Consider the following 22,163-nt stretch of genomic DNA (forward strand, 5'->3'; position numbering starts at 1 on the left):
CCATGGCGGAGTCCCGTTCCAGCGTCGTCTCGTCATTTACCATCATCAAAGGTTCTCTGATCGATGAGACCTACGCCGTTTTTCGAGAGTGGGACTTCGATAAATCTCGCACCGAGAACCTTATCCGCGTACGCGAGGAGAACACTATAGGTGCGAAGAGTACTCACTGGGCGCGCGACGTAGCGAAGGTCATCAGTCGACGCTTCGATCCCGCTGGGCGCGACCGCCCCCTTGTCGATCTCGCAATAGCCGGCTGCGCGAGAGACGTGTGGAAGCCTCTGTTGCTCTTTCACTTGACGCGTGATGAGTTCCTCGTGCGCGACTTTCTCGTGCATTGGCTGTATCCGCAGTTCGTTCAGGGCGCGTTCCGGCTCCATACCGACGATGTCGTAACATACCTCACCATGCTAAGCAAGAATAAAGGGATCGAGTGGTCGGGAAAATGGACTGAATCGACAATCTTGCGCGTGGCGTCCGGCCTGTTGCGTATGGCCACCGACTTTGGCCTTCTTAGTGGCACGGTGCATAAGGAATTTGCGTCCTACCACCTATCAGAGGCGAGCTTCGTGTATCTCCTCCACGCCATGGCCGAAGTGGAGCCCAACGCTCGGCGCATCATCGAGGCCGACGACTGGCACATGTATCTGATGGACATCTCCGACGTGGAGCGCGAGCTCCTGCGCCTGCATCAGTTTCGCAAGGTGCACTACGAAGTCGCCGGGAGCCTAGCCCAGCTCAAGCTGCCCTGTGGATCACCGGGTGAATACGCAAAGGAGCTCTGCGCATGACGGACTGGCAAGACCGACTCGTAGAGCAGCTCGAGCCCGTGCTCAAGCAGTCCGACCCGCGCCCGGCGATCAGCGCCTACCATGACATGCCATACGCAATCTTCCGCTATCCGCCGGAACACGAATTCTCCGTTCGACAGGAGATCGCACTACTTCGCACTCGCCTGGAGCAAGCCGGCAAACGGGTCACTGCAATCTCTCTGGCGGCATGCATGCGCGAAGCCCTAGAGGCCGAGGGGCTCGATACCGAAGCCCTCGCCGACGCCGAAAAGTCGGTGGGACTCGAGGCAACCATCGAGACCATCCACCAGGTTCTGAGCGAATACCGGCCACTCGACGAGCTTGTGGCCGCGTACATCCCCGAGAACGCGGACCCGTTACACGATGTGGTCTTCATCGTCCGCGCCGGTGCGCTCTTCCCCATCTATCGCACTTCATCGTTGCTGGAGCAACTCAAAGGGAAGGTCCACGTGCCCGCCGTCCTCTTTTATCCAGGTGAGCTCGACGGCGCCGCGGGGTTGCGCTTCATGGGTGTATTGGATGCCGAGCACAACTATCGACCGAAGATCTTCTGAGGGACCGCGATGACCGCTGTGACGATTAAAGACTTATTCGCTAGTGACATCTCCCGCCGCATCGAGGAGGTGATCAAAGTTGACCAGGCCGACGAGCAGATCATCCGCGATGAGCTCGCCGAATACGTGGTCACAGACTCCATTCGTGACCACCTCGCAGAGATCTTGGAGCGCTACTGCGAAACACCGAGGAAGCCACACGAAGGCGTCGCGGTGTGGGTATCGGGCTTCTTCGGCTCAGGCAAGTCGAGCTTCGCGAAATACCTTGGCCTCGCCCTCCAAAACCGCACCGTCATCGGCCAGAGTGCGGCGCAGATCCTGGCTAAACGCATCGGTGATCGCAAGGTCGAGGTCCTACTGAGCAACATCGCCGAGCAGATTCCGACTGAAGCGGTCATCTTTGACGTCTCCACCGATCGTGGCATCCGCACTGGTAACCAGAGCATTACCGAGATTATGTACCGGCTCTTCCTTCAGAGCCTCGGCTATGCGCGTGACCTCGACCTGTCCGAGCTTGAGATCACGCTCGAGGAAGCGGGCCACCTCGACACGTTCAAGGCCAAGTATCAGGAGGTCTTCAACAAGGATTGGAACGTCGGCAAGGGCCTTATCGCTATTGCAGTGCAGCAGGCAAGCCGGGTCATGCACGAGATGGACCCGGCGACGTACCCAACGGCGGACAGCTGGCGTGAGTCCGCCATGAAACGCGCCGACATTACACCTGGAGACCTCGCTAAGCGTGGCATGGAGCTAATGAAGCGCCGGTGCCCAGGCAAGACGCTGCTTTTCGTCGTCGATGAAGTCGGCCAGTTTGTCGCCCGCGACGTTCAGAAAATGCTCGACCTGCAGGCCGTAGTGCAGAACCTGGGCCGCATCGGCCGCGGGAAGATGTGGATCGTCGTCACTTCGCAGGAAAAGCTGACCGAACTGGTCGGCGGTCTCGACGACAAACGGGTGGAACTGGCGCGATTGATGGACCGCTTCCCTCTGCAGGTTCACCTCGAACCAGCGGACATCTCCGAGGTCACGAGTAAGCGCGTCCTCTCGAAGAACGCGCAAGCCGAGAAGGCGCTACGCGACCTGTTCACCCATCACCGCGGTAGGCTCACCGACAACACGCGGCTCACAGCTGACATCAAGCTGCCTGAGCTCTCCACGGAGAGCTTTGTTGACCTCTACCCGCTTTTGCCGTACCAGATCGACCTCATCATCCAGGTCGTCTCGGGCCTTCGCACGCAGGGCGGCGCCAGTAAGCACGTGGGCGGGGCCAACCGCACGATCATTAAGCTGGCCCAGCAGCTTCTTATTCATCCAGACGTCGATCTCGCAGCAGCTTCACTTGGATCTCTGGCCCGGATCGATCAGGTCTACGACCTGGTCTCCGGCAACATCGCCAGCGAGGTACGGGGCAAGATCGACGACATCGGGCATAAGGTGGATCACCCACTCGCCAAATCAGTCGCCAAAGCAATCTGCCTGCTTCAGTACGTACGAAGCATCCACCGCACGCCAGAGAACCTGGCTGCGGCATTGCACCCGGCGGTAGACGCTGATTCCCGCCTCTCAGAGGTCAAAGCGGCCCTCGACGCGCTCGAGAAGGCCCACATGGTTCGCCGGGGCGACGACGGTTACCGCATCCCCACCCCCGCCGAGGACGATTGGGAGCGGCAACGCGCCAGCCTGTCTCCCAAACCGGGTGACATGAGCCGACTCCACGCCGAGATCGTCACTGGCCTTTGGCAGCCCCAGCCGCAGCACGGCTTCCTCGACGTGAAAGTGTTCAAGGCCGGCCTCTACATCGGTGGTCGCCTCAGCAACGAGGGTGACCTACCCGTACATCTGACCCTTGCCGAAGCCGGGAAAGAATACGAGGAGCGCGTTGCGGAAGCGCGCAAGCGTAGCCAGACAGACACCAAGTCCATCTTTTGGCTTGTTTCCCTCGAAGAAGCCATCAATCGCGAGACCGTCGAACTCTTCCGCTCGAAGGAGATCCTGTCCCGCAAGGAACGAGGTGCTCAAACCAAGGATGAAACGGCCTTGGTGGCCGAGGAGAAGATTCGATGGCGACGTCACCGGGACGAGCTTCGCCGGCTCATCAAGCAGGCGCTACTAACCGGCACCATCTACTTTCGCGGTAACGATCGCAGCCCCGACGATACCGCGACGGACGTCGGCCGCGCTGCAGCCAAAGTGCTCGCGCAAGCGCTTCCCGAGGTCTTCGACCGCTTCGAAGAGGCGGCGGCACGGGTGAGCAAGAAGGACCTCGAGTCGCTGGTGACAACGGAGAACCTTCGGGGACTCACATCGGTGTTTACCGACCTCGATCTTGTTAGGGACCAGGGAGGTAAGCCGATCTTCAACACCGCAGGCGGCCCCCTTGCCGAAGTGCTGTCCCGCATCGAGAACCGTACGAGCTACGGTGAGGTGGCTACCGGACGTTACTTGACAGACGAGTTCGCCAAGGAACCTTTCGGATGGGACTTCGATGTCGTCCGCCTGCTCGTGATCGCGCTGCTGCGCGCGGGCAAGCTCGAAGCCACGAGCAAAGGTCAAATCATCGAGTCGGCGCTGTCCCTTGATGCCCGGAACACCTTCGTTAACAACAACCTGTTCCGTCAGGCGTCGTTCCGGCCCAAGATCGGGCTTGAGTTCATCAACATTGTGGATGCGTCCGAACACTTCAAGGAAGTATTCGGACGCGAGATTTCGGAGCTCGAACAAGGCGTTGTTGCCAACGCTATCCGCGAGGAGATTCATCGCCATGATGAGGAGCTCCACGAGGTCTATACCACCTTGGTCCAGCACAATCTTCCCGGGGCAGAAGTCTTGCGTACTGCGCTCGATCAGATGCGCTCCATTCGCGCTGGCAGGGAAGATCACGTGATTCTCACCTTCAACACTGCCTATAGAGAGCTAAAAGAAGCGATCAAACGCGGGGCCGAACTGGCACAGATGCTCACAGAGCCACGCCTCCACGACATCGGTCGCGCACGCAAGGTACTCGACTCACGATGGCCGTTCCTCAAGAAGGAGCCAGATCTCACCGATGAGCACCGCCTGCATGCCGAGAAGCTCCTTGACCTGATGGCAAAAGAGACGTTCTTCCGCGAGTTGCCCGCCATTGACCAGTACACGCGAGCGCTCGAAGACGAGTACAAGCGCCGCCACGAAGAGGCAGCTCACGCTCGGGCAGCGGCTTTCGACGACGCGGCCAATCAACTTCGCGCCACGCCAGGCTGGGATCAGATTGGTGAGGACCAACAGCAGCGGATCGCTGCAGACCTGCTGTCTCGCGCAACGACCGACGGCGCAGCCCGCCTGTCGATCCCTCTGCTTCGGGCAGACCTGGTCGCGTGTCAAGGCTTTCTAACCAAGGCCGTGGAAGAGATGCTACGCCTCATTGACGGAAACCGCGTTGTGCGAGTCGTGGTGTCGAGCTACTTCAGCGGCGGGATCGAGACCGAAGAGCAGCTCGATCAGGCTTTGTCTGGCCTCAAGGAGCAGTGCCTGGAACTCATAGGCGCCGGCAAGAAGGTTCTGGTTCAGTAGGGGATCGGACAAGATGGATAAAGGGACCAGAAACCGCATTCAACAGGCGGCCCAAGCCGCAAGGGCACTCCTAGAGCGCGAGTATGCCGAGCAGCTCGAGGGGGTGTTCGACATTCGCCTCGACGGAACCATTGCCATCACGCCTGGGGAACACCTCGACGCCGTGCAGAGAGTTCTCCAGACCAAGCTGGTAACAGCGGTCGAGCACCAGCGTGCCAGTGGGCTCAACAAAGTTGACTCCGTCGCAGCCTATCTTCGGGAGGCAGCATTCACTACGTTGAACCGCTTTGTGGCGCTCAAGATGCTTGAAGTGCGCGGGCTCGTGCAGGAATGCATTAGCCGGGGCGATCAATCGGCGGGATTCAAGGAGTTCACCGGGCTCGCTCCCGGTCTCGTGCAACTGCCCGATCATGGATACCGCATCTACATCGAGTCGCTCTTCGACGAAATCGGTCGAGAGGTCCGCGTTCTCTTCGACCGTCGGGACCCAGCGAGCCTGCTCTGGCCTCGCAGACAAGCGCTCCTGGATCTGCTCAGCGTCCTCAACGATGCGGAGCTCGCCGCAGTCTGGGGTGAGGACGAGACAATCGGCTGGGTCTACCAGTACTTCAACAGCGACGCGGATCGACAGAAGGCTAGGTACGACGACGAAGGTAGACCCAAGGCTCCGCAGAATAGCTACGAGCTTGCTGTCCGCAATCAATTCTTCACGCCGCGATACATCGTCAAGTTTCTCACCGATAATACTCTCGGGCGCATCTGGCACGAGATGCGGCAAGGCAACACCCGAATCCGCGGCCTCGAGTACCTCGTGCGCCGACCGAACGAGGTCTTTCTCGCCGAGGGGGAAGAAGCGCCCACCGGAGCCGAGCCGGGTGACAAGGAGCTGCTTCGGGAGGAATTGCACCAGCGGCCATTCTACGTGTCGTTCCGGGCGAGGAAGGACCCGCGGGACATCCACGTGCTCGACCCAGCCTGCGGCTCGGGTCACTTCCTGCTTTACGCCTTCGACCTACTATTGACGATATACGAAGAGGCTTGGGGCGACGAGTCGTCGCCCGTATCCGAGATCACGGACCACACGCTGCATGAGGATTACCCGGACCTCGAGTCGCTGCGTTCTGCTGCTCCTGGGCTCATCCTCCGGTACAATCTTCACGGCATCGACATCGATGCACGATGTGCACAAATCGCAGCACTCGCGCTCTGGATGCGGGCACAACGTGCCTACAACAAACTCGGCATCGCGCGCGAGACTCGCCCACCCATTCAGAAGACAAACATAGTGGTGGCCGAACCGATGCCGGGAGACCTCGAGTTGCGACGCGAGTTCACCGCCACTCTAGATCCCAAGCTCGCACGGCTCGTCGATCGTGTCTTTGACCGAATGGAGTTAGCAGGCGAGGCCGGCTCATTGCTTCGGATCGAGGACGACATCCGCAACGCCGTGCGGGAGGTCTACGGTGAGCTCGGAGGGCTCTTCCAAGCCTCCGACGAGGAGCGCTGGCATAAGGCCGAGCAAGAAATGCTTGCGGCGCTGCGTTCGTACACTGAGCAGGCCGCGAACGGCCGCGCTTACCAACGTCGCCTGTTCGCCGAGGATGCCGTGCGAGGCATAGGATTTGTCGATATGTGCGGTCTCCGTTGCGACGTGGTACTTATGAATCCGCCGTTCGGTGCCTTCGCCGAAGGTGTTCGCGCGTGGGCGTCATCGGCGTGGCCTCGAACCAAGAACGACATTTATGCGGCCTTCGTAGAAAGAGGTATTAAGCTCCTCCATCCCCGTGGACGCCTCGGCGCCATCACCCCGCGAACCGGCTTTTTCCTCTCATCGTTCCAGAAATGGCGCGAGGAGATCCTTTTGAAGGAGGCGTCACCGACTGTGGTTGCCGACTTGGGCTATGGGGTGATGGACGACGCTGCGGTCGAGGCCGCAGCGTATTGCCTGGAGGTGCCAGCATGAAGGCGATTTTCCTCCGCATTATTGAGGCTGACGACAAGGCGATGGCGCTTCGCGACAGTATCGCGGTCGATGTTCCGGATACGCGCTTCGAAGTGGAGACGGATGACTTTGCGGCAATTCCGCGTTCGCCATTTGCCTACTGGGTCTCCGAAGATATTTTGACCCTCTTCCGAAGCCTCTCGGCGTTACGCGAAGTCGCGACCGCCACTGTCGGGCTTCAGTCAAGCGACGACTTCCGTTTCGTTGCTCTGTGGTGGGAGACACCCGGGTCCTCCGGCCACGTTCCGTTTGCGAAGGGAGGACATTTCAGTCCCTATTATGCTGACGTCTACCTGACCGTGGATTGGACTGACGACGGTCAGGAGATCAAGGCATTCGCGGAAACAACCCCGGGAACCAAGCACTGGTCACGAAACATCCGCAGCGCCGAGCACTACTTCCGCCCTGGCCTGACGTGGCCGAGGCGCACCAACGGACTCAGCTTCCGCGCCATGCCGGCCGGCTCCATCTTCGCCGACAAGGGACCAGCGATGTTCGTGGTGGGCGACGAGCCAGACGAGCTCCTTGCCCTATGCGCGATCGCTAATTCGGCGCCGTTCGGCGGCCTCGTGGCCTTACAGTTGGCACGTACCGAACTGGCTCAATCCTACGAGGTTGGTCTGATTCAGCAGACACCGATCCCCCAGTTGGATGACTCTGCTCGGACCAGTCTCGTCGGCCTCACCCGCAGCGCCTGGGCGCTCAAGCGTTCGCTGGACATGCGCACCGAGACATCCCACGCCTTCGTGACTCCCGCGCTGCTCCAACTAGGAGGGGCCCGCCTAGCCGACCGGGCTTCGGCGTGGGCGAACCAACTGGCCTCAGTCGAGAATGAGCTCGCCAAAATCCGACGCGAGATCGACGAGATTTGCTTTGCCCTCTACGACATCGACGGGAAAGATCGCAGACGAATCGAAGAAGGATTCGGGGCTGCCGCCAACGAGGCCAGCGAACTTGACGCCGACGAGAGCGACTACGTACCAGAGGAAGTTGAGGCAGCGCCACTCGTGGCCGCGATGCTCTCGTGGTCCGTGGGCGCAGTTTTCGGGCGCTTCGACGTTCGCCTCGCTACGGGCGTGCGGCAACTGCCCACCGAGCCTGAGCCCTTCGATCCGCTTCCACTGTGCTCGCCGGGGATGTTAACCATGCGAGACGGCCAACCGGTCGATGCGCCGCCGCCCGATTACCCAGTCGAGATCCCTCGAGACGGGATCCTCGTTGATGACGTCGGCCACGACCGGGATCTCGCCGCAGGATCTCGCCGCGTGCTCGAGACCGTGTTCGGCGAGGACTGTGATGCGGTCTGGCGAGAAGCCGCGGAGCTGGTGGACGCCCAGGGCCGCGACCTACGGGACTGGTTCACGCAGTCGTTCTTCGAGTACCACATTAAGCGGTACTCAAAGAGCCGCCGCAAGGCCCCCATCTACTGGCAGCTTGCCACGCCTTCTTCGAGCTATTCCGTCTGGCTCTACTATCCCCGCATCACCAAGGACACACTCTATCGCGTGCTCAATGATTACGTGACTCCGAAGTTGAAACACGAAGAGCGCAGGCTCATCGGGCTCATACAGGAGGCTAGTTCGAACCCCAGCGGGGACCAACACCGCGAAATCGTCGCACAGGAGTCCTTTGTCGAAGAGCTGCGCCGTTTCCAGGACGAGGTAGCGCGTCTTGCCCCTCTCTGGAATCCAAACCTCAATGACGGAGTCATCATTAACTTCGCACCCTTGTGGCGACTCATCCCACAGCATCGAACATGGCAGAAGGAGTGCGCGGGGAGCTGGGGTAAGCTTCGCCAAGGTAACTATGACTGGGCCCATATCGCGATGCACCTTTGGCCCGAGCGGGTTGTCCCCAAGTGCGCCGTGGACCGCAGTCTTGCAGTTGCTCACGGACTTGAGGACGTGTTTTGGTACGAGGATCGCGACCGCAAATGGCAACCACGACACGTAGAGCAGGCGACCGTAGAGATGCTCGTCAAAGAGCGAACCTCTGCCGCCGTCAAAGACGCCCTCAAGAGCCTACTTGAGGCCCCCGCACCCGGCATTGGTAAAGCGAGCAAGAGGAAGGCATCACGCGGCACCGGTGCTCGGCGCGGCCAAGTCGCATCGCGCACCAGCTCAGCCTCAAACAGAACTGCCCTTCGTAGTGAGACTGGACTGGCTCCTGACGCAGACCTTCTCAGCAAGGTGAAGGAGGTCATCGCCGCAAACGGTGAGGGTGCCAGTAAAGCCGATGTTATCAAAGCCACCGGCATCACCTCGGGCCAGTGGAGCATAGTTATCAAGGTGCTCCTGGCGGACGGCTCAGTCACACAAATCGGTGAGCGTCGTGGTGCCCGTTACCATCTGGCAGGAGGTACCACTTGATGCACCCGTTTCACGACTACCTCTGCATGCAACTCGATGACGCGCTGAAGAAGCGTGGCGTGGTGGTGTTCTACGACCCCCGCCGCGAGTTCGAGCCATTCATCGACCGCGAGCTCAAGCAAGTGGGCACAGGATATGAAGGCCTGCCACGCGTGCTTGTAAAGGACCGACTCACTTTCCTCGCCCGGCACGAAGGCTCCCTCTTCGCACTAAGAGCTGCTGTCGAACTTATCGCTGACCTCGATAGGCCCGAGCCGCTCATCGTGTACCTTCCTGGGGTTACCCGGGACCGACAAGCGTCGGTACTTATGGAGCTCGAAAAGGGGGGCATCTGCTATGAGCCGAATCTCAAGCGATTGGCCCTCAATGTTCTGCGCAAACGGTTCACTGATGGTCAGATCGACGAAATGCTGCGACCCGCGAGCATCGGTTACGACGACATCGTTTCGTTCCTCCATCAGAGCGAGGAAGACAAATTAGGGTCGGTCCTGCGCACCATCTTCGAGGACGCTCAGAGTGAGGCCCTAATCGCCTGTTGGCTCGCGGACGACGGCAAGGACTCGATCATCCTCGAAAAGGATGCTGGAGTCGAGCTGTTCAAGCTCGTTGAGACGCGCCTTGGTTTTTCGGTTTCCGAAAACACCACGGTCGCCGAGGCAAGAGGCAAAGTACTGCGCTACGTACTGGTGAGCGAGTTTCGATCCGATCTGGAGTGCACGCCGCCAGCGTCTGTCGGGATGGTGCCAGAACCGCCGAGCAAAGATCACATCGCGCGGATCCGTGACGTCGTCGAGCGTCTGCGGTGTGGATACACAGAGCGCTACGTGGCTCTGGCGAACATGGTTGAGTCGGAGCTCAATCTCGACATGTCGGAGATTGATGCCAGGCACCTCGGGAACATCGACACTTTCCGGTTCGAGGAACGGGCTCTGCTGGCGTACGCCAGCGAGCTCATTTGCCGCCGTGAATATGCCAAGGGTCTCAATATTGCTGCCGACCGCAGCCGCAGCTTCTGGGTGGACCGAGACGTGGCGCGGCAAGCCCAGTGGGAAGCCTGCCGCCTGATGGCCAAGCTCGGTAGTGAGATCGAGAAGACACGACTCGCCCTTTCTAACCCCCCAGGCAATCCGGTTAGCTGGGTTCGTGCATACTCGGCAGAGGACGGGTGGTTTCGAGTCGATGAGCTACAACGGAGACTTGAGACGTGGGTTGCCAAAATGGGCGAGGAACCCGAGACTGAGAAGGGCCTGGCCCTTGTCCGACGAGAGCATGAAGAGCTGCTCAAGAAGATGGCCGACGGCTTTGCCAAGGTACTCTGTGAGGCTGCTTGGACGGTCTCGGGAATGCTGCACCAGACACACATCTATCCCAATGTCGTGCAGACCATGGGGGGACGGGTCGCCTACTTCCTGGTCGACGCCATGCGCTTCGAGATGGGCGTCGAGCTTGCGCATCAACTCGAAGGCACGACGGACCTCACAATTCGCCCGGCTATCGCGGCACTGCCCACAATAACTCCAGTAGGCATGGCTGCACTTCTTCCTGGCGCATCTGCAAGCTTCTCTGTAGTCGAGCACAAAGGAAAGATTGCATCCAGCATCGAGGGCACAACCATGTCGGGCTTGAGCGAGCGCCTCAAGTTCTTGAAGACGAAGGTACCCGACGTGGTGGATTTGCCCTTGGGTAGGTTGCTCAGCGCCTCGCCCTCCAAATTGAGTAAGACGATGGAGGACGCCTCGCTTGTGGTCGTGCGCTCCCAAGAGATCGATGCCCTCGGTGAAAACGTCGACGAGCTCACCGCACGAGCCGCCATGGAGGGAGTCATTGGCAATGTGGCGCGTGCCATCCGCAAGCTGGCGTCTGTCGGTATCGAGAATTTCGTCATCAGCGCTGACCACGGTCATCAGTTCTCGATTCGTAAAGACGACGACATGAAGACCGATAGCCCGGGCGGCAACACGGTTGACATCCATCGACGCTGCTGGATCGGACGTGGTGGAGCCACACCAGCGGGAACCGTTCGCGTAACCGGTGCCGAGCTCGGCTACGACACAAACCTCGACTTCGTGTTCCCCACCGGTTTGGGCGTGTTCAAGACTGGCGGCGGCTTGAGCTTCCACCACGGAAGCGTGAGCCTGCAGGAGCTCGTCGTCCCTGTAGTGAGCCTGCGCATTCCGTTGCAAGGCTCGGAGCTGCCGGCAGGCAAGATCGTGGAACTGCGCGGCGTACCCGATCAGCTGACCAACCGCACCTTCGGGGTTCGGGTCTTGATGGTCGGCGACCTCTTCCATGCCGAGCCGGTCGCGCTGAGGGTCGTCCTCGTCTCGGGGAACGAGCAGGTGGGACAGGCAGGGATGGCCATGGGCGGCGATCTCGACCACGCGAGTGGCGTCCTTCGCGTTAACCCGAACTCCGAAGCCAATCTTGGCATGATGCTCACACGCGATGACTGCACATCGGTGCGCGTTGTGGTCCTGGACCCAGCAACCGACGCGGTCTTGGCCCAATCTGACGAGCTACGTGTCAAGCTAGGGATCTGATCATGAGCAATGAGCAGCAACCGACAAGAGGCGCTCTAGACGACAAGGTAAACCGCGTCTTCGCCGGCAAGGTCGTGCGCAAGGACCTAGTCCGCAAAGTGAAGGTCGGGGCTAACGTGCCGGTCTTCGTGCTTGAGTACCTACTCGGCAAGTACTGCGCGTCCAGCGACGAAATGGCCATTCAAATGGGCCTGCAGGTCGTCAACGATACCCTCGCTGATAACTACATCCGGCCGGACGAAAGCACTAAGGCTCAGAGCAAGGTCAAGGAGGCAGGCAAGCACACCTTCATCGACAAGGTTAAGGTTAGGCTAGTCGACTCGCAGTACTGGGCCGAGGTGACAAACTTTGGCCACAAGTACGTGCATATCCCTGGTCAATACGTTCGCGACTTCGATCGTCTACTCACCGGTGGCATCTGGGCGCAGGTCGACATGCGGTTCGAGTATGACGAGGAGAGCAAGGGCAAGTACCCGTTCTGGATCGACAAGCTCACGCCTATCCAGCTCGCTACCTTCGACCTCGAGGAGTACCGCAAGCTTCGCGCTGAATTCACAACCGACGAGTGGCTTGACCTTATGCTACGCAGCATGGGCTACGAGCCCGCGGTGATGGATCGTCGGCTCAAGTTCTTGTTTCTGACCCGCCTTATTCCCTTCTGTGAGCGGAACTACAACCTTGTAGAGCTTGGTCCTCGTGGCACGGGAAAGAGCTACGCGGTCCAGGAGCTATCCCCATACTCCGCACTGCTTACAGGGCCGACTACCATAGCGAACCTCTTCGGGCAACAACAGGGCCGCTACAAAGGCATGGTTCAAATCTGGGATGTCATCGGTTTCGACGAGGTGGCCGACCTTCAAAAGATGCCGAAGGAAGTCATCACCATGATGAAGACCTACTGCGAGTCAGGGCAGTTTCAACGCGGCCAGGAGGCGATGGCGGGATACGCGAGCATCGCAATGTTCGGCAACACCCAGCAGGCCATCGACGTGATGGTGCAGACCGATCACCTTTTTGCACCGATGCCCGACGTCATTCGCCACGACATGGCGTTCATCGACCGGCTCCACTTCTACCTGCCTGGGTGGGAAGTGCCGAAGATGTACAACGAGCACTTCACTGACCGCTACGGATTTGTCATCGATTACCTCGCCGAGGCCCTCCGCGACCTGCGCAAACACAACCACACCGAGATCATTGACCACTACTTTTCACTAGGGTCGCATCTCAACGCCCGCGACCGGAAGGCGGTTCGTCGAACTGTGTCGGGGCTCGTGAAAATCCTGCATCCACATGGCCAGGTCTCACGCGGGGACATGGAGGAGCTCTTGCAGCTTGCGCTGGAGGGCCGTCGGCGCGTGAAGGAGCAGCTCAAGAAAATGGGCTCCTTCGAGTACCACCAGACCTCGTTCAGCTACCAGATCAGGGAGACAGGCGAGGAGAAGTTCGTCGGCGTGCCCGAACAGGGTGGCAAGGACCTCATCTCGCCCGACCCCTTGGCACCCGGGACCATATACAGCGCGTCCGTGAGCAGCGATGGCACCGTCGGCGTATACCGCATAGAGATTACACTGTCGTCCGGAACGGGCAAAATCAAGTCAGCGGGCGGCATCTCGGGCGCGGTGAAGGAGTCGATCAGCCGCGCCTTCAGCTACCTACTCGCCAACAAGAACGCTTTTGGCGTAGGCCGCGAGGTCGACACCTCCGATTTCCACGTTGAGGTAATCGACCTCCTTGGTAACAAGGTGGAGGCCGGGGTCGGTGTCGCCTTCTTCGCTGCAGCTTACTCAGTCCTTCGCAAGGTCCCGCCACAGCCCGGCCTTCTTGTCCTCGGCGACATGAGCGTCCAGGGCAACGTCAAACCGGTCCCGTCTCTCACCGAGCCCTTGCAGGTCGGTATGGACAACGGCGCCACGCGGGCTCTAATCCCAATCGAGAACAAGCGGCAGTTCCTGGAGGTCAACGCCGAAGTCCTTGAGCGCGTTGATCCGCTCTTTTACGGCGACCTTCGCCAGGCCGTATTTAAGGCGCTCGTACTGAATTGACGTGGCCGACCCCTGGTCAACTTATGATTCGTGGATCGGCTGGTTTCTGGTGAGTGGTGGAAGCTGTTCCCAGCGGGTGATGCCGCCGTCGCCGACACGGCCGCAGGTGGTGGGCGGCGGGCCGATGACCGCCTGATCCTTGGTGTGGGCAGGCTTCGGCCAGGTCGGATGCATCTACACCGCCCAAGGTTCGAATACGACTGGTCCGACGGTATCCATTCACGCCTGTGATTGATCAGGCGTTTTGTGGTGGCATCCAGGGGTTCCCGGACAGAGTGTCGCGGAGGGCATCGAGTGGGTGGATGCCGTGGTTGCGGGCGGTGCCGAGGTAGGAGCGGATGAGGCAGTAGCGGACGGCGGTGCGTACGCTGCGCCAGCAGCCGCCGATCTTCATCTGCAGTTTGACCATGCGCTGTGGCTGCTCGGCGGGGTTGTTGGTGAAGGGCACGGCGAAGTCGGAGGTGAAGCGCCAGACCTGCGCGGCCCGGGTCTGCAGCCGGCATGCCAGGGTGTAGCCGGGATGTAGGCCTTTAGAGTGCGGTTTGCGAGTTCATGTCGGTGATGTCGCAGTGTGATCGGATGGATTTGTACGGCCCGGCCTGCTCCCACACCCGCTCGAAACTGTCCAGGTAGGTGGTGACCATGTCGCCGCCGATAACCTTGCGCAGTTGCAGGACGGGGGCGTTGCCGTTCGGAACGGTCTACGGGGCCGTCTCGGTGGGTGCGGGACACACGCGGGATGATCATAGGAAGGGCGAGTACGGCGCTGGGTGTTTCTGCGGGTCATTCCTGGTGAGCAAGCAGTACCGTCCACGCTCTCCTACTGCGGATATCTCTCGACCCGGACGCGTGGCCGACAGACCAGGCGTTGGCGCTCGGCGGCCGCACCTTGGCACCGGATGATCCATCTGATGCAATACAGTGAGGCTTTTCCAACCTGATCGCGCTGGTCAACAGGGGCGGCGCCGGGACGGGTTGGCATGAGAAGAGGCTCCCGGTAAGACAGCAGTCGACCAAGATCCGATGCCTCTACCGGAGAGCCTCGTTGCTGTCTTATCGTGCCTCGATTCCGCTGTCCAATCACACCCTGATCCGCCTGGCCGAGCTGATCCGCGCCCGGCGTGCCGAGCGCCGCTGCCGCTGGCGGCGCCTGGACCCATCCCGGCAAGCCCTGCTCGTACTCGCCCACCTGCGCAACGGCGACACCTACGCACGTCTGGCCGCCGGCTTCCACGTCGGCACCAGCACCGCCTGGCGCTACGTCCGCGAGGCGACCGACCTGCTCGCCTTGCTCGCCGACGACGTCCACGCCGCCGTCTTACGCGCCGGCCGGCTGGCCTACACCATCCTGGACGGCACCTTGATCCTGATCGACCGGCTGGCCGACGAACGGCCCTACTACTCCGGTAAACACCGACGCCACGGCGTGAACGTGCAGGTCCTGGCCGATCCGGCCGGTCGGCTGGTGTGGGCCTCACCCGCACTGCCCGGCGCCACACATGACCTGACCGCGGCACGCGCCACCGGCCTGATCGACGCGCTGACCGCCGCAAGGGTGACGACCTTCGCCGACAAGGGATATCAAGGCGCGGGCGGCAGCATCCGCACCCCGTTCAAACTCGGCTGCGCCCGCCGCTGTCACGCCACCAGCGCTCGGTCAACCGCGCACACGCCCGCATCCGCGCCTGCGGCGAACGCGCCGTCGCCACCCTGAAGACCTGGAAAGTCCTGACCCGCCTGCGCTGCTGCCCACACCGCGCCACCACGATCGTGCAGGCCATCCTCGTCCTGCAGCCCACCGAAGAAGGCCGCTACTCAGGATGTAGGGTCGGGAGCTGGCGCGGTGGCGTCTCCTGGCGGTAGGGCCTGAGGCCTTCGATTCCGCCGGTTTCCCGGACGGGTGTGCCACCTCAGTGACCATGACCAGGTGCGTGACTCCGTTTCCAGCTCCCGCCGCCTCGAACCGTGCATGCGGTTCTCCCGCACACGGCTCACCGACGTCGTTCACCGCCGGCATTCGGCCTCACCCGCCAGTCCTTGAAGGGTCTGGGCGGGACGACGATTCCATACATGCCGATCAGACCGAGTTCGTTCGGGGACAAGGCGACCAGCGCCCGCCACCCGAATCCCCTGCTGGCGCGATGTTTCTTGCTGATGAATCTCGCCAGACGCGTTCGCGCGTATTGCCTGATCTTGCTGAAGCGCTGGGCGGAGTGCCCATACCGGAAGTAGGCGATCCAGCCCCGCAGGAACAGGTTCACCTCTTCGGCGATCGCTTCTGGCCGCAGTCTCCTGCGCCGGTCCGTCAGCTCCCGGATCCGGCCGCGGGCGTGCTGCATGGCCTTGTCCGCGGGCCAGCGAGCGAGGAACACGAAAGGTCGTTTCCCGTTGAATCCGGTCGATCGCACCAGCCGGTGATGAAAGCCGAGGAAGTCAAAGCCTTCCCCGCCCACCTCCAGATGGACGATGCGGGTCTTGGCGGCCTTGGACTCCAGCCCGAGTTCCGCCAGCAGCTCGGTCAATCGGGCCAAGGCCCGTTCGGCTTGGCTGCGTGACCAGCACATCACGGTGAGATCGTCCGCATAGCGGGTCAGGACCCCGTCGGTCTCATCCCATACCCGGTCGAGCCGGTGCAGGTAGACGTTGCACATGACGGGTGAAATCACCCCGCCCTGCGGGGTCCCGACGTCCCCGGTGCGCACCTGGCCGTCCTCCATGACCCCTGCGCGAAGGATCACCCGCAGGAGGCCAAGCAGGGACTGGTCACAGATGCGCTCCTCGATCGCGTGTATCAACTCATCGTGCGGAATCGCCGAAAAGCAGTTGGCGATGTCCGTCTCGACCACCCACCGGCGACCCCGCCCGTACTCGTTCATGAGCACCTGCAGGGCGTCGTGAGCCGAACGCCTGGGACGAAACCCGAACGAGCAGTCGGCCATATCCGCCTCGAAGACCGGTTCGAACACGATCTTCACGGCGGCCTGCACGACCCGGTCCCGAACCGCGGGAATCGATAACGGCCGGAACTCATCCTTCAACCCAGGCTTGGGGATCACGACCCGTCGCGCAGGCAGGGGACGGTAACGACCTTCCCGAAGTTCGGCGGCCACCTCATCGAGCAGCCGGGGCACCCCGAACTCCTCGACGTCGGCCAGGGTGATGTTGTCGATACCCGGCGCGCCGTTGTTGCTGCGCACCATCAGCCACGCGCGCGCCAGGACGTCTCTGCGGTAGACCTTGTCCATCAGCGCGTGGAATCGACGTCCGGGGTCAGCCTTGGCCGCCCGGTACAGCGTGTGCTGTAAGGCTCGGACCGAGTCTCGCGGAGAACGTCCACCAGACCTGCCAGCGGCGGGAATAGCCGAAACGGCACTCACCGGGCCCCTCCTCAACACCGCACGCATCGACGAAGTAGTGGCCCTTCCCATCGCCGCCGGTTGTGTTGTCCGGCCGGTTCAAGCGGTACTACGGCCACCTCCGACGCCCACCCGGCTGATCGTCCACTTCCCGAGGTCATCGGTTATAGGGCGCTACGCTCCGATGACACATATCCGCAGGTCATCGGGCCGGGGAGGGCCTCCCCAGTTCCCGTCGCCACTATCGATACGTTCCGCGCCCCATACGCCGGGGAGTTCATGACGGCTGCGTTTCCAGGCTCTTGGCCGCTTCCATGGCCTTCACCCCGATTTCGAGGGGCTCGGCTCTCCCTTGTCCCACCCCGAGGGGCGGCTGAGTAACGACGCCGCAGGCTTCGCTTCATGCTACGGACCGCACCGTCGCTCCCCCTCTTACAGGGCCTTTGACGCTGGGCTTCGACCCCGCCCGTTTCCAGACGAAACCGCCAGCCTGCTACCGGGCCTCCTGGCAGCTACCCGGACCGGACTCCAACCGGCAAGCGACGACGAGCTTACGAACAACAAGATCAGCCGCTATGTCACGGCTTCACCTCCTGCTCTGCTGGGCGCACGAAAAGCGCTCAGTAGTCGTACTACTACGTACGGCAGGAACGTCCTCAGGTGCCAGCGCGCCCTCGCGCTTGCCCATACGCCACTGACCCATTTACCCCTGATCAACCAAGCAGGATGCCTATTTCGCCTACTCGAAATCAGCGAGTTCGCGGGTAGGCGACAGCGACGGCAGCTCTGGGGTCAGAGCCCCAAAAAAGCAGATCGCCTCAGGATCCTCTGGCATTATCTTCTCTGTGAGCAAACACAGCCTATTGCAAGAGTTCCGGACTATCGCGGCGATCAAGAATCCGGCGAAGCGTGGCTACAACCTCGAACGGTTCATGGTCAACCTGTTCCGCTTTTATCACTTTCAAACCACGCCAAACGCTGGCGCGGCCAAGCCTCGACAGGTAGACCTTTTCGCGACACGAGACACAGAGAGCTACCTGATCGAGACGAAGTGGCGAAGCGACAAGTCGGGTATCGATGATATCGACAGCCTCCGATCTCGGCTACGCCGAGTACCTGCCCATGTCACCGGACTCTTGGTCAGCATTGGGGGCTTCTCTGAGACCGTCATCGCAGACTTGGCTACAAACACCGCCCAACCAGTCATTCTTCTCTCCGGGGGCGAGCTTGAGCAGATCCTGCTCGATCGAGAGTCACTGCTGCGACTCCTGCATCGCAAGAAGGAGGCTCTCCTCGCCCACGGTACAGTTCTCTTGGACGCAGCGCTCATGCAAACCATGTCAGCGAGAAGTAGGAAATCGGCTGCGGTGCTGCCCGTGTCGCCCGCAGAGTTCATGTGGCCTGATGGGCATCGTAGTCGCGTGCTTGACTGTCGTGGCGAATTCGGACAGTTCGTGTTCGCCAGGGAGATCCCGGACATCGATTGGATGCCGGCGGCAGGTTTCGGTGTGGCACTTGATTTGTATCCAAAAATTTATGGCGAGCAGTCACTTCTGGATTTGATCGATACGCTATCAAACTTAGGGTGGGTGACTGGGCAAGCGTGCTGGAGTATCCAACAGGCCTCCCAGAACTGGCACGGCCTCGGTGCAGCTGAGTTCGCCACAGCGCTTCCTCGATGGGCGGAGCGCGCCGCGCATGACGATTCTCACCATTCCGAGGAATGCTGCTATACGGATGTATGTGATGGTGGTTTCTACACTCTCACGGCTAATCTCGCTGCTCACCAGTCGCGACTCGTATCGATGGTCAACCTATCGTTTCAGCTGCAAGGCATCCCACTGGATCTCTCCCCGCTAATGCAACTATGCAAGGCGGTTGGAGTTCATGAAGCAGTGCACTTCCGCCCCTTGCACAGCCGCTCGATTACGAGATCGGAAAGGTTCCCTTTAAGGTCACAGACGGATATAGAGGTGGTGGCATACGTTGTTCAGCACGATGACTTCGATCTACTCCTTGATCCCGACAGAGATGCTCAATCGACCACCACCATGCGGCCAGCGGAGTGGGTGACCGGAATTGTCATTAGAAACCCACTCTTCGGCAAGTCTGCGCCTGCAGAGATGGATCCTGATCTGCGACCACTTCAGTCTAGCGAGCTTATAATTTGCAACCTCGCCCATCATCATCCGCTTGGCTATGAGCGGGTGACCTACTACGCCGATCGAGTGGAGTGCGCTCGATCAATCAACGCACAGCTGTTTGCGGTGAGCTGCAACTGGAATCCAGCCGACCTGCAGGGCAGAATCCGCGACCTCACTCCGTGCGACAGCATGCGTGAGCGGGACCAAACCTACAACGAGACACCGGGTGATCATATGGATCTAGAGCAGTGACCATCAGAGCCTCCATCAATCTCGGATGGTTTAGAGCCGCAATTCCTCGATCAGGTGGTCGGCGGCCGGCCATACAAGTGCAGCGACTCTGGCGAGCAGGCGTGCTCGCCCTTCTATTGTCGTATCATCCCAGGTTTCGGTCTTCGCAAAGTCGGCACTGATCTGCAGCTTGGCGTGCGTCGCCAATGCGTTCCTCTTAATCTCCCAGGCCAGGTTTGAGACGTCCCGATTGAAGTCGGAGGTCACTAGAGTAAGGTTGCCCATGCGGTGCACCAACTGCTCTCGCTGCTGAGCGGCCAAAAAACGCTGTTCTTCGCTTGGCAGATCAAGAGCCCAGTGATCCCGCCACGACTGAGGCATTACGTGCTCGATCTGCAGACGGTCGTAGTCGAACACCGCGGGCTCGGTTCTGGGGTTGTCGATCTGCATCCGCTCATCGATGGCGCCGAGCAGCATCCTGATCCGCTCTTGTGTGAGCACACCATAGAGTGGCCTGTTGACGAAGGTGTCCTCCAGGTCGTTGTCCTCCGGCCAGCTAAGGCCGGCAGGAGCGGCGTGCAACGCGGCCACGATCGCGTTAGCGATCGATTCCTCCGGGTTGGAAGCGGCTGCCCTGGCAGCCTTGAGGACCTCGAGGAAAGCCTTCCCGTAGGTACGGGTGTTTGCCCCAGTGATCATTCGTCTGACTGCCCATGATTCGAGAGCGAGTACGGCGAGCTCGTGCTCTCTCTCCGTAAGGCGTTCGGGCGTCACAGTGCGCAGCCAGACGAGTAGCGGGGTGACCGTCAGAAGTTCTAGCCGGTCAAAGCGCTGGTAAGCCTGTCGAAGCCGCCTTGTTCCGCGGCCGTTCTCGCTATAAACGTCCCGATAGGCGGCGCCGTACGCGTTCAGCTCAGCCAGTACATCTGGAGTCTTACGCTCAGCACTGTCGAGATAGCGACGCACTTCGCTGTACAGGTGACCGATGTTGGCTTCATCTGCAGACACAGCTGTCAGCCAGCTTGACAGTAGGATGTCCCGCCGCCCACGCGCCGCGTGGCCACGCCCTTTGTAGATCTTCCACCAGTCGTCGTCAAAGGGAGACCAGAAACGGTCGTACATGTCCTCGAGCTGTTTCTCATCCCTCAGCTCTGCACGCAGGAATAGCAGGTTCTTCACCAGATCGGTAGCGGATAGCGGTGTCTGACGGCCGTTGAGTACTTCGAAGATGACCTGGGCATCGTCGTTGTCCTCGAGATCGATCACGACCAGCTTGAACAAATCAAGCAACGCGTCAACCACCGCATCGGTGAGGTCCTCTCCGTTTACGCCGGACACGGCAGTGCGAGCCCTCTCAGCGAAGTACGCCCTGGCTTGCAGATACCCGTGTCCAGCTGCGGTCGTCACCTCATCAGACATCACGACCGGCCACATCTCCCGATCCTTACGCCGAGGCCACAGCTTGTAACGTTCGTGGTGCGCAGTGATGATGTCGGACGGGTTCTGGAGCAGCCGCCTTACCTGCGGGGCACGCGAGGACTCCCTCTCAATCAGCACATCGAGGACGCCCCGCAGCAGTAATTGAAGTGTGGTCAGACGCTGCTGGCCATCGATGATCGCGCGGAGATCAAGGCCACCCGCAGGAGCTGGCAATTGATCGAGCACAACGGCACCGAGGAAATGTGGGGTCACCTGCCGATCGGCCCTGGATAGCGGTTGCCCCGTCAGCTCGGCGTTCACACGCGCCTCGGACAATCGGTCCGCTACTGCTTCAAGATCATCAAAGAGCAACTCCCACTGCCCCTCGAGGGTCCACTCGTAGTCCCGCTGGAACGTCGGCACGACAAACCGCCGTTCCTGAGTGAGGATCTGCTTCAGTGAGTACGTGTTGGCGTCCACAGCTCCATATTCTTGTCGATCTCAACTCTGCAGGCAGGAGAATCCTCGATTGAGCGCTCGATCCGCGATCATAGCGAAGGAGAGCTTCAGCAGATCGAGAACGCGAGAGAGAGATATACCTCTCTGGCATGGTGCGAGCTTGGGGAAGCGTCGGACCCAGAGCGGTCCGTAGAACGGGCCGGTCCCGAGAAGCACTGCCAGTTAGCGCGAGGGTGAGCATGACTCGAGCAATGCTTGAGGCCTGTGGACGGCCGGGATGGGGTGTACCTTCCCGGTGATCGTTTGAGGTCTCTCACGCATGGCCGACGCGCCGACGTCGGTCGGGAAGGCACACCCGATACTCGCCGTAGTCCCTGACCCCACCGATGGCGCCCACCGCACGGCCGGCGGCCCGGTCTCGGCCGCGCTGATCGACGAACTGGTCCGCGAAGGCGCCCGCCGGATACTCGCCGAAGCGCTCAAGGCCGAGGTCGACGCCTAAATCACCGCGTTCGCCGATGAGCGTGACGAGGCCGGTCGCCGCCTGGTCGTGCGCAACGGTCACCACGCCCCGCGCGAGCTTCCACCCCAGAGATGCGTGACCACTCGCTAGCTTGTCCGGAGACATACGCGGGATGATCTTGCGTGGCCCAGGCGCCACATAGTGTCAACGACGTCTGAAAATG

The 22,163-nt window shown here is 60.8% G+C and carries 12 protein-coding genes and 1 pseudogene; 9 read left to right on the top strand and 4 right to left on the bottom strand.

The window, feature by feature from the left end; all coding sequences use genetic code 11:
- Positions 1-2 precede the first annotated feature (2 nt).
- Genes BMW85_RS47085 through brxL form a run of 7 tightly spaced genes read left to right on the top strand, consistent with a single transcriptional unit; the run spans position 3 to position 13,868 of the window.
- The gene (locus BMW85_RS47085) at positions 3-788 is read left to right on the top strand and encodes a BrxA family protein (RefSeq protein WP_091094282.1); all 786 of its coding nucleotides are present in this window, start codon (positions 3-5) and stop codon (positions 786-788) included.
- Positions 785-1,363 (top strand): BREX protein BrxB domain-containing protein, encoded by a 579-nt coding sequence (locus BMW85_RS47090; RefSeq protein WP_091094283.1) that lies wholly within the window; start codon positions 785-787, stop codon positions 1,361-1,363. The genes BMW85_RS47085 and BMW85_RS47090 overlap by 4 nt, the downstream gene beginning before the upstream one ends.
- Before the next feature lie 9 nt (positions 1,364-1,372).
- Positions 1,373-4,912: a BREX system P-loop protein BrxC gene (gene brxC, locus BMW85_RS47095; protein ID WP_091094284.1), complete on the top strand. Its 3,540-nt coding sequence runs from the start codon at positions 1,373-1,375 to the stop codon at positions 4,910-4,912.
- A 13-nt stretch (positions 4,913-4,925) separates the two neighbouring features.
- The gene (locus BMW85_RS47100) at positions 4,926-6,875 is read left to right on the top strand and encodes an Eco57I restriction-modification methylase domain-containing protein (protein WP_091094285.1); all 1,950 of its coding nucleotides are present in this window, start codon (positions 4,926-4,928) and stop codon (positions 6,873-6,875) included.
- Positions 6,872-9,283, top strand: coding sequence for a BREX-1 system adenine-specific DNA-methyltransferase PglX (locus BMW85_RS47105; RefSeq protein WP_091094286.1), 2,412 nt, complete (start codon positions 6,872-6,874; stop codon positions 9,281-9,283). Before BMW85_RS47100 ends, BMW85_RS47105 begins: the two co-directional genes overlap by 4 nt.
- A complete protein-coding gene (locus tag BMW85_RS47110; RefSeq protein ID WP_091094287.1) occupies positions 9,283-11,823 on the top strand; it encodes a PglZ domain-containing protein in 2,541 nt (846 codons plus the stop codon). Before BMW85_RS47105 ends, BMW85_RS47110 begins: the two co-directional genes overlap by 1 nt.
- Before the next feature lie 2 nt (positions 11,824-11,825).
- Positions 11,826-13,868 carry a protease Lon-related BREX system protein BrxL gene (brxL, locus tag BMW85_RS47115; protein WP_091094288.1) on the top strand — a complete coding sequence of 681 codons (2,043 nt, stop codon included), beginning with the start codon at positions 11,826-11,828 and terminating at the stop codon, positions 13,866-13,868.
- Between the two features lie 235 nt (positions 13,869-14,103).
- Here the strand turns inward: brxL and BMW85_RS52805 are convergent, their stop codons facing one another.
- On the bottom strand, positions 14,104-14,316 hold the full coding sequence (locus BMW85_RS52805; RefSeq protein WP_483869910.1) for a hypothetical protein: 213 nt from the start codon (positions 14,314-14,316) through the stop codon (positions 14,104-14,106).
- A gap of 597 nt (positions 14,317-14,913) precedes the next feature.
- Between BMW85_RS52805 and BMW85_RS47125 the strand changes: the two are divergent.
- Positions 14,914-15,731 (top strand): annotated as a pseudogene (locus BMW85_RS47125) (transposase family protein).
- 128 nt (positions 15,732-15,859) lie between these two features.
- On the opposite strand, the gene ltrA reads toward BMW85_RS47125, so the two are convergent.
- The gene (ltrA, locus tag BMW85_RS47130) at positions 15,860-17,113 is read right to left on the bottom strand and encodes a group II intron reverse transcriptase/maturase (RefSeq protein WP_218156255.1); all 1,254 of its coding nucleotides are present in this window, start codon (positions 17,111-17,113) and stop codon (positions 15,860-15,862) included.
- A 956-nt stretch (positions 17,114-18,069) separates the two neighbouring features.
- Here ltrA and BMW85_RS47135 point away from each other — a divergent pair.
- Positions 18,070-19,620: a restriction endonuclease gene (locus BMW85_RS47135; protein WP_143082664.1), complete on the top strand. Its 1,551-nt coding sequence runs from the start codon at positions 18,070-18,072 to the stop codon at positions 19,618-19,620.
- 30 nt (positions 19,621-19,650) lie between these two features.
- Here the strand turns inward: BMW85_RS47135 and BMW85_RS47140 are convergent, their stop codons facing one another.
- A complete protein-coding gene (locus BMW85_RS47140; protein ID WP_091094292.1) occupies positions 19,651-21,498 on the bottom strand; it encodes a DUF262 domain-containing protein in 1,848 nt (615 codons plus the stop codon).
- Positions 21,499-21,790: 292 nt separating this feature from the next.
- Positions 21,791-22,105 carry a hypothetical protein gene (locus BMW85_RS52765; protein WP_177241258.1) on the bottom strand — a complete coding sequence of 105 codons (315 nt, stop codon included), beginning with the start codon at positions 22,103-22,105 and terminating at the stop codon, positions 21,791-21,793.
- Positions 22,106-22,163: the final 58 nt, after the last annotated feature.

It is taken from the genome of Nonomuraea wenchangensis (assembly GCF_900111685.1).
Classification (GTDB): domain Bacteria; phylum Actinomycetota; class Actinomycetes; order Streptosporangiales; family Streptosporangiaceae; genus Nonomuraea; species Nonomuraea wenchangensis.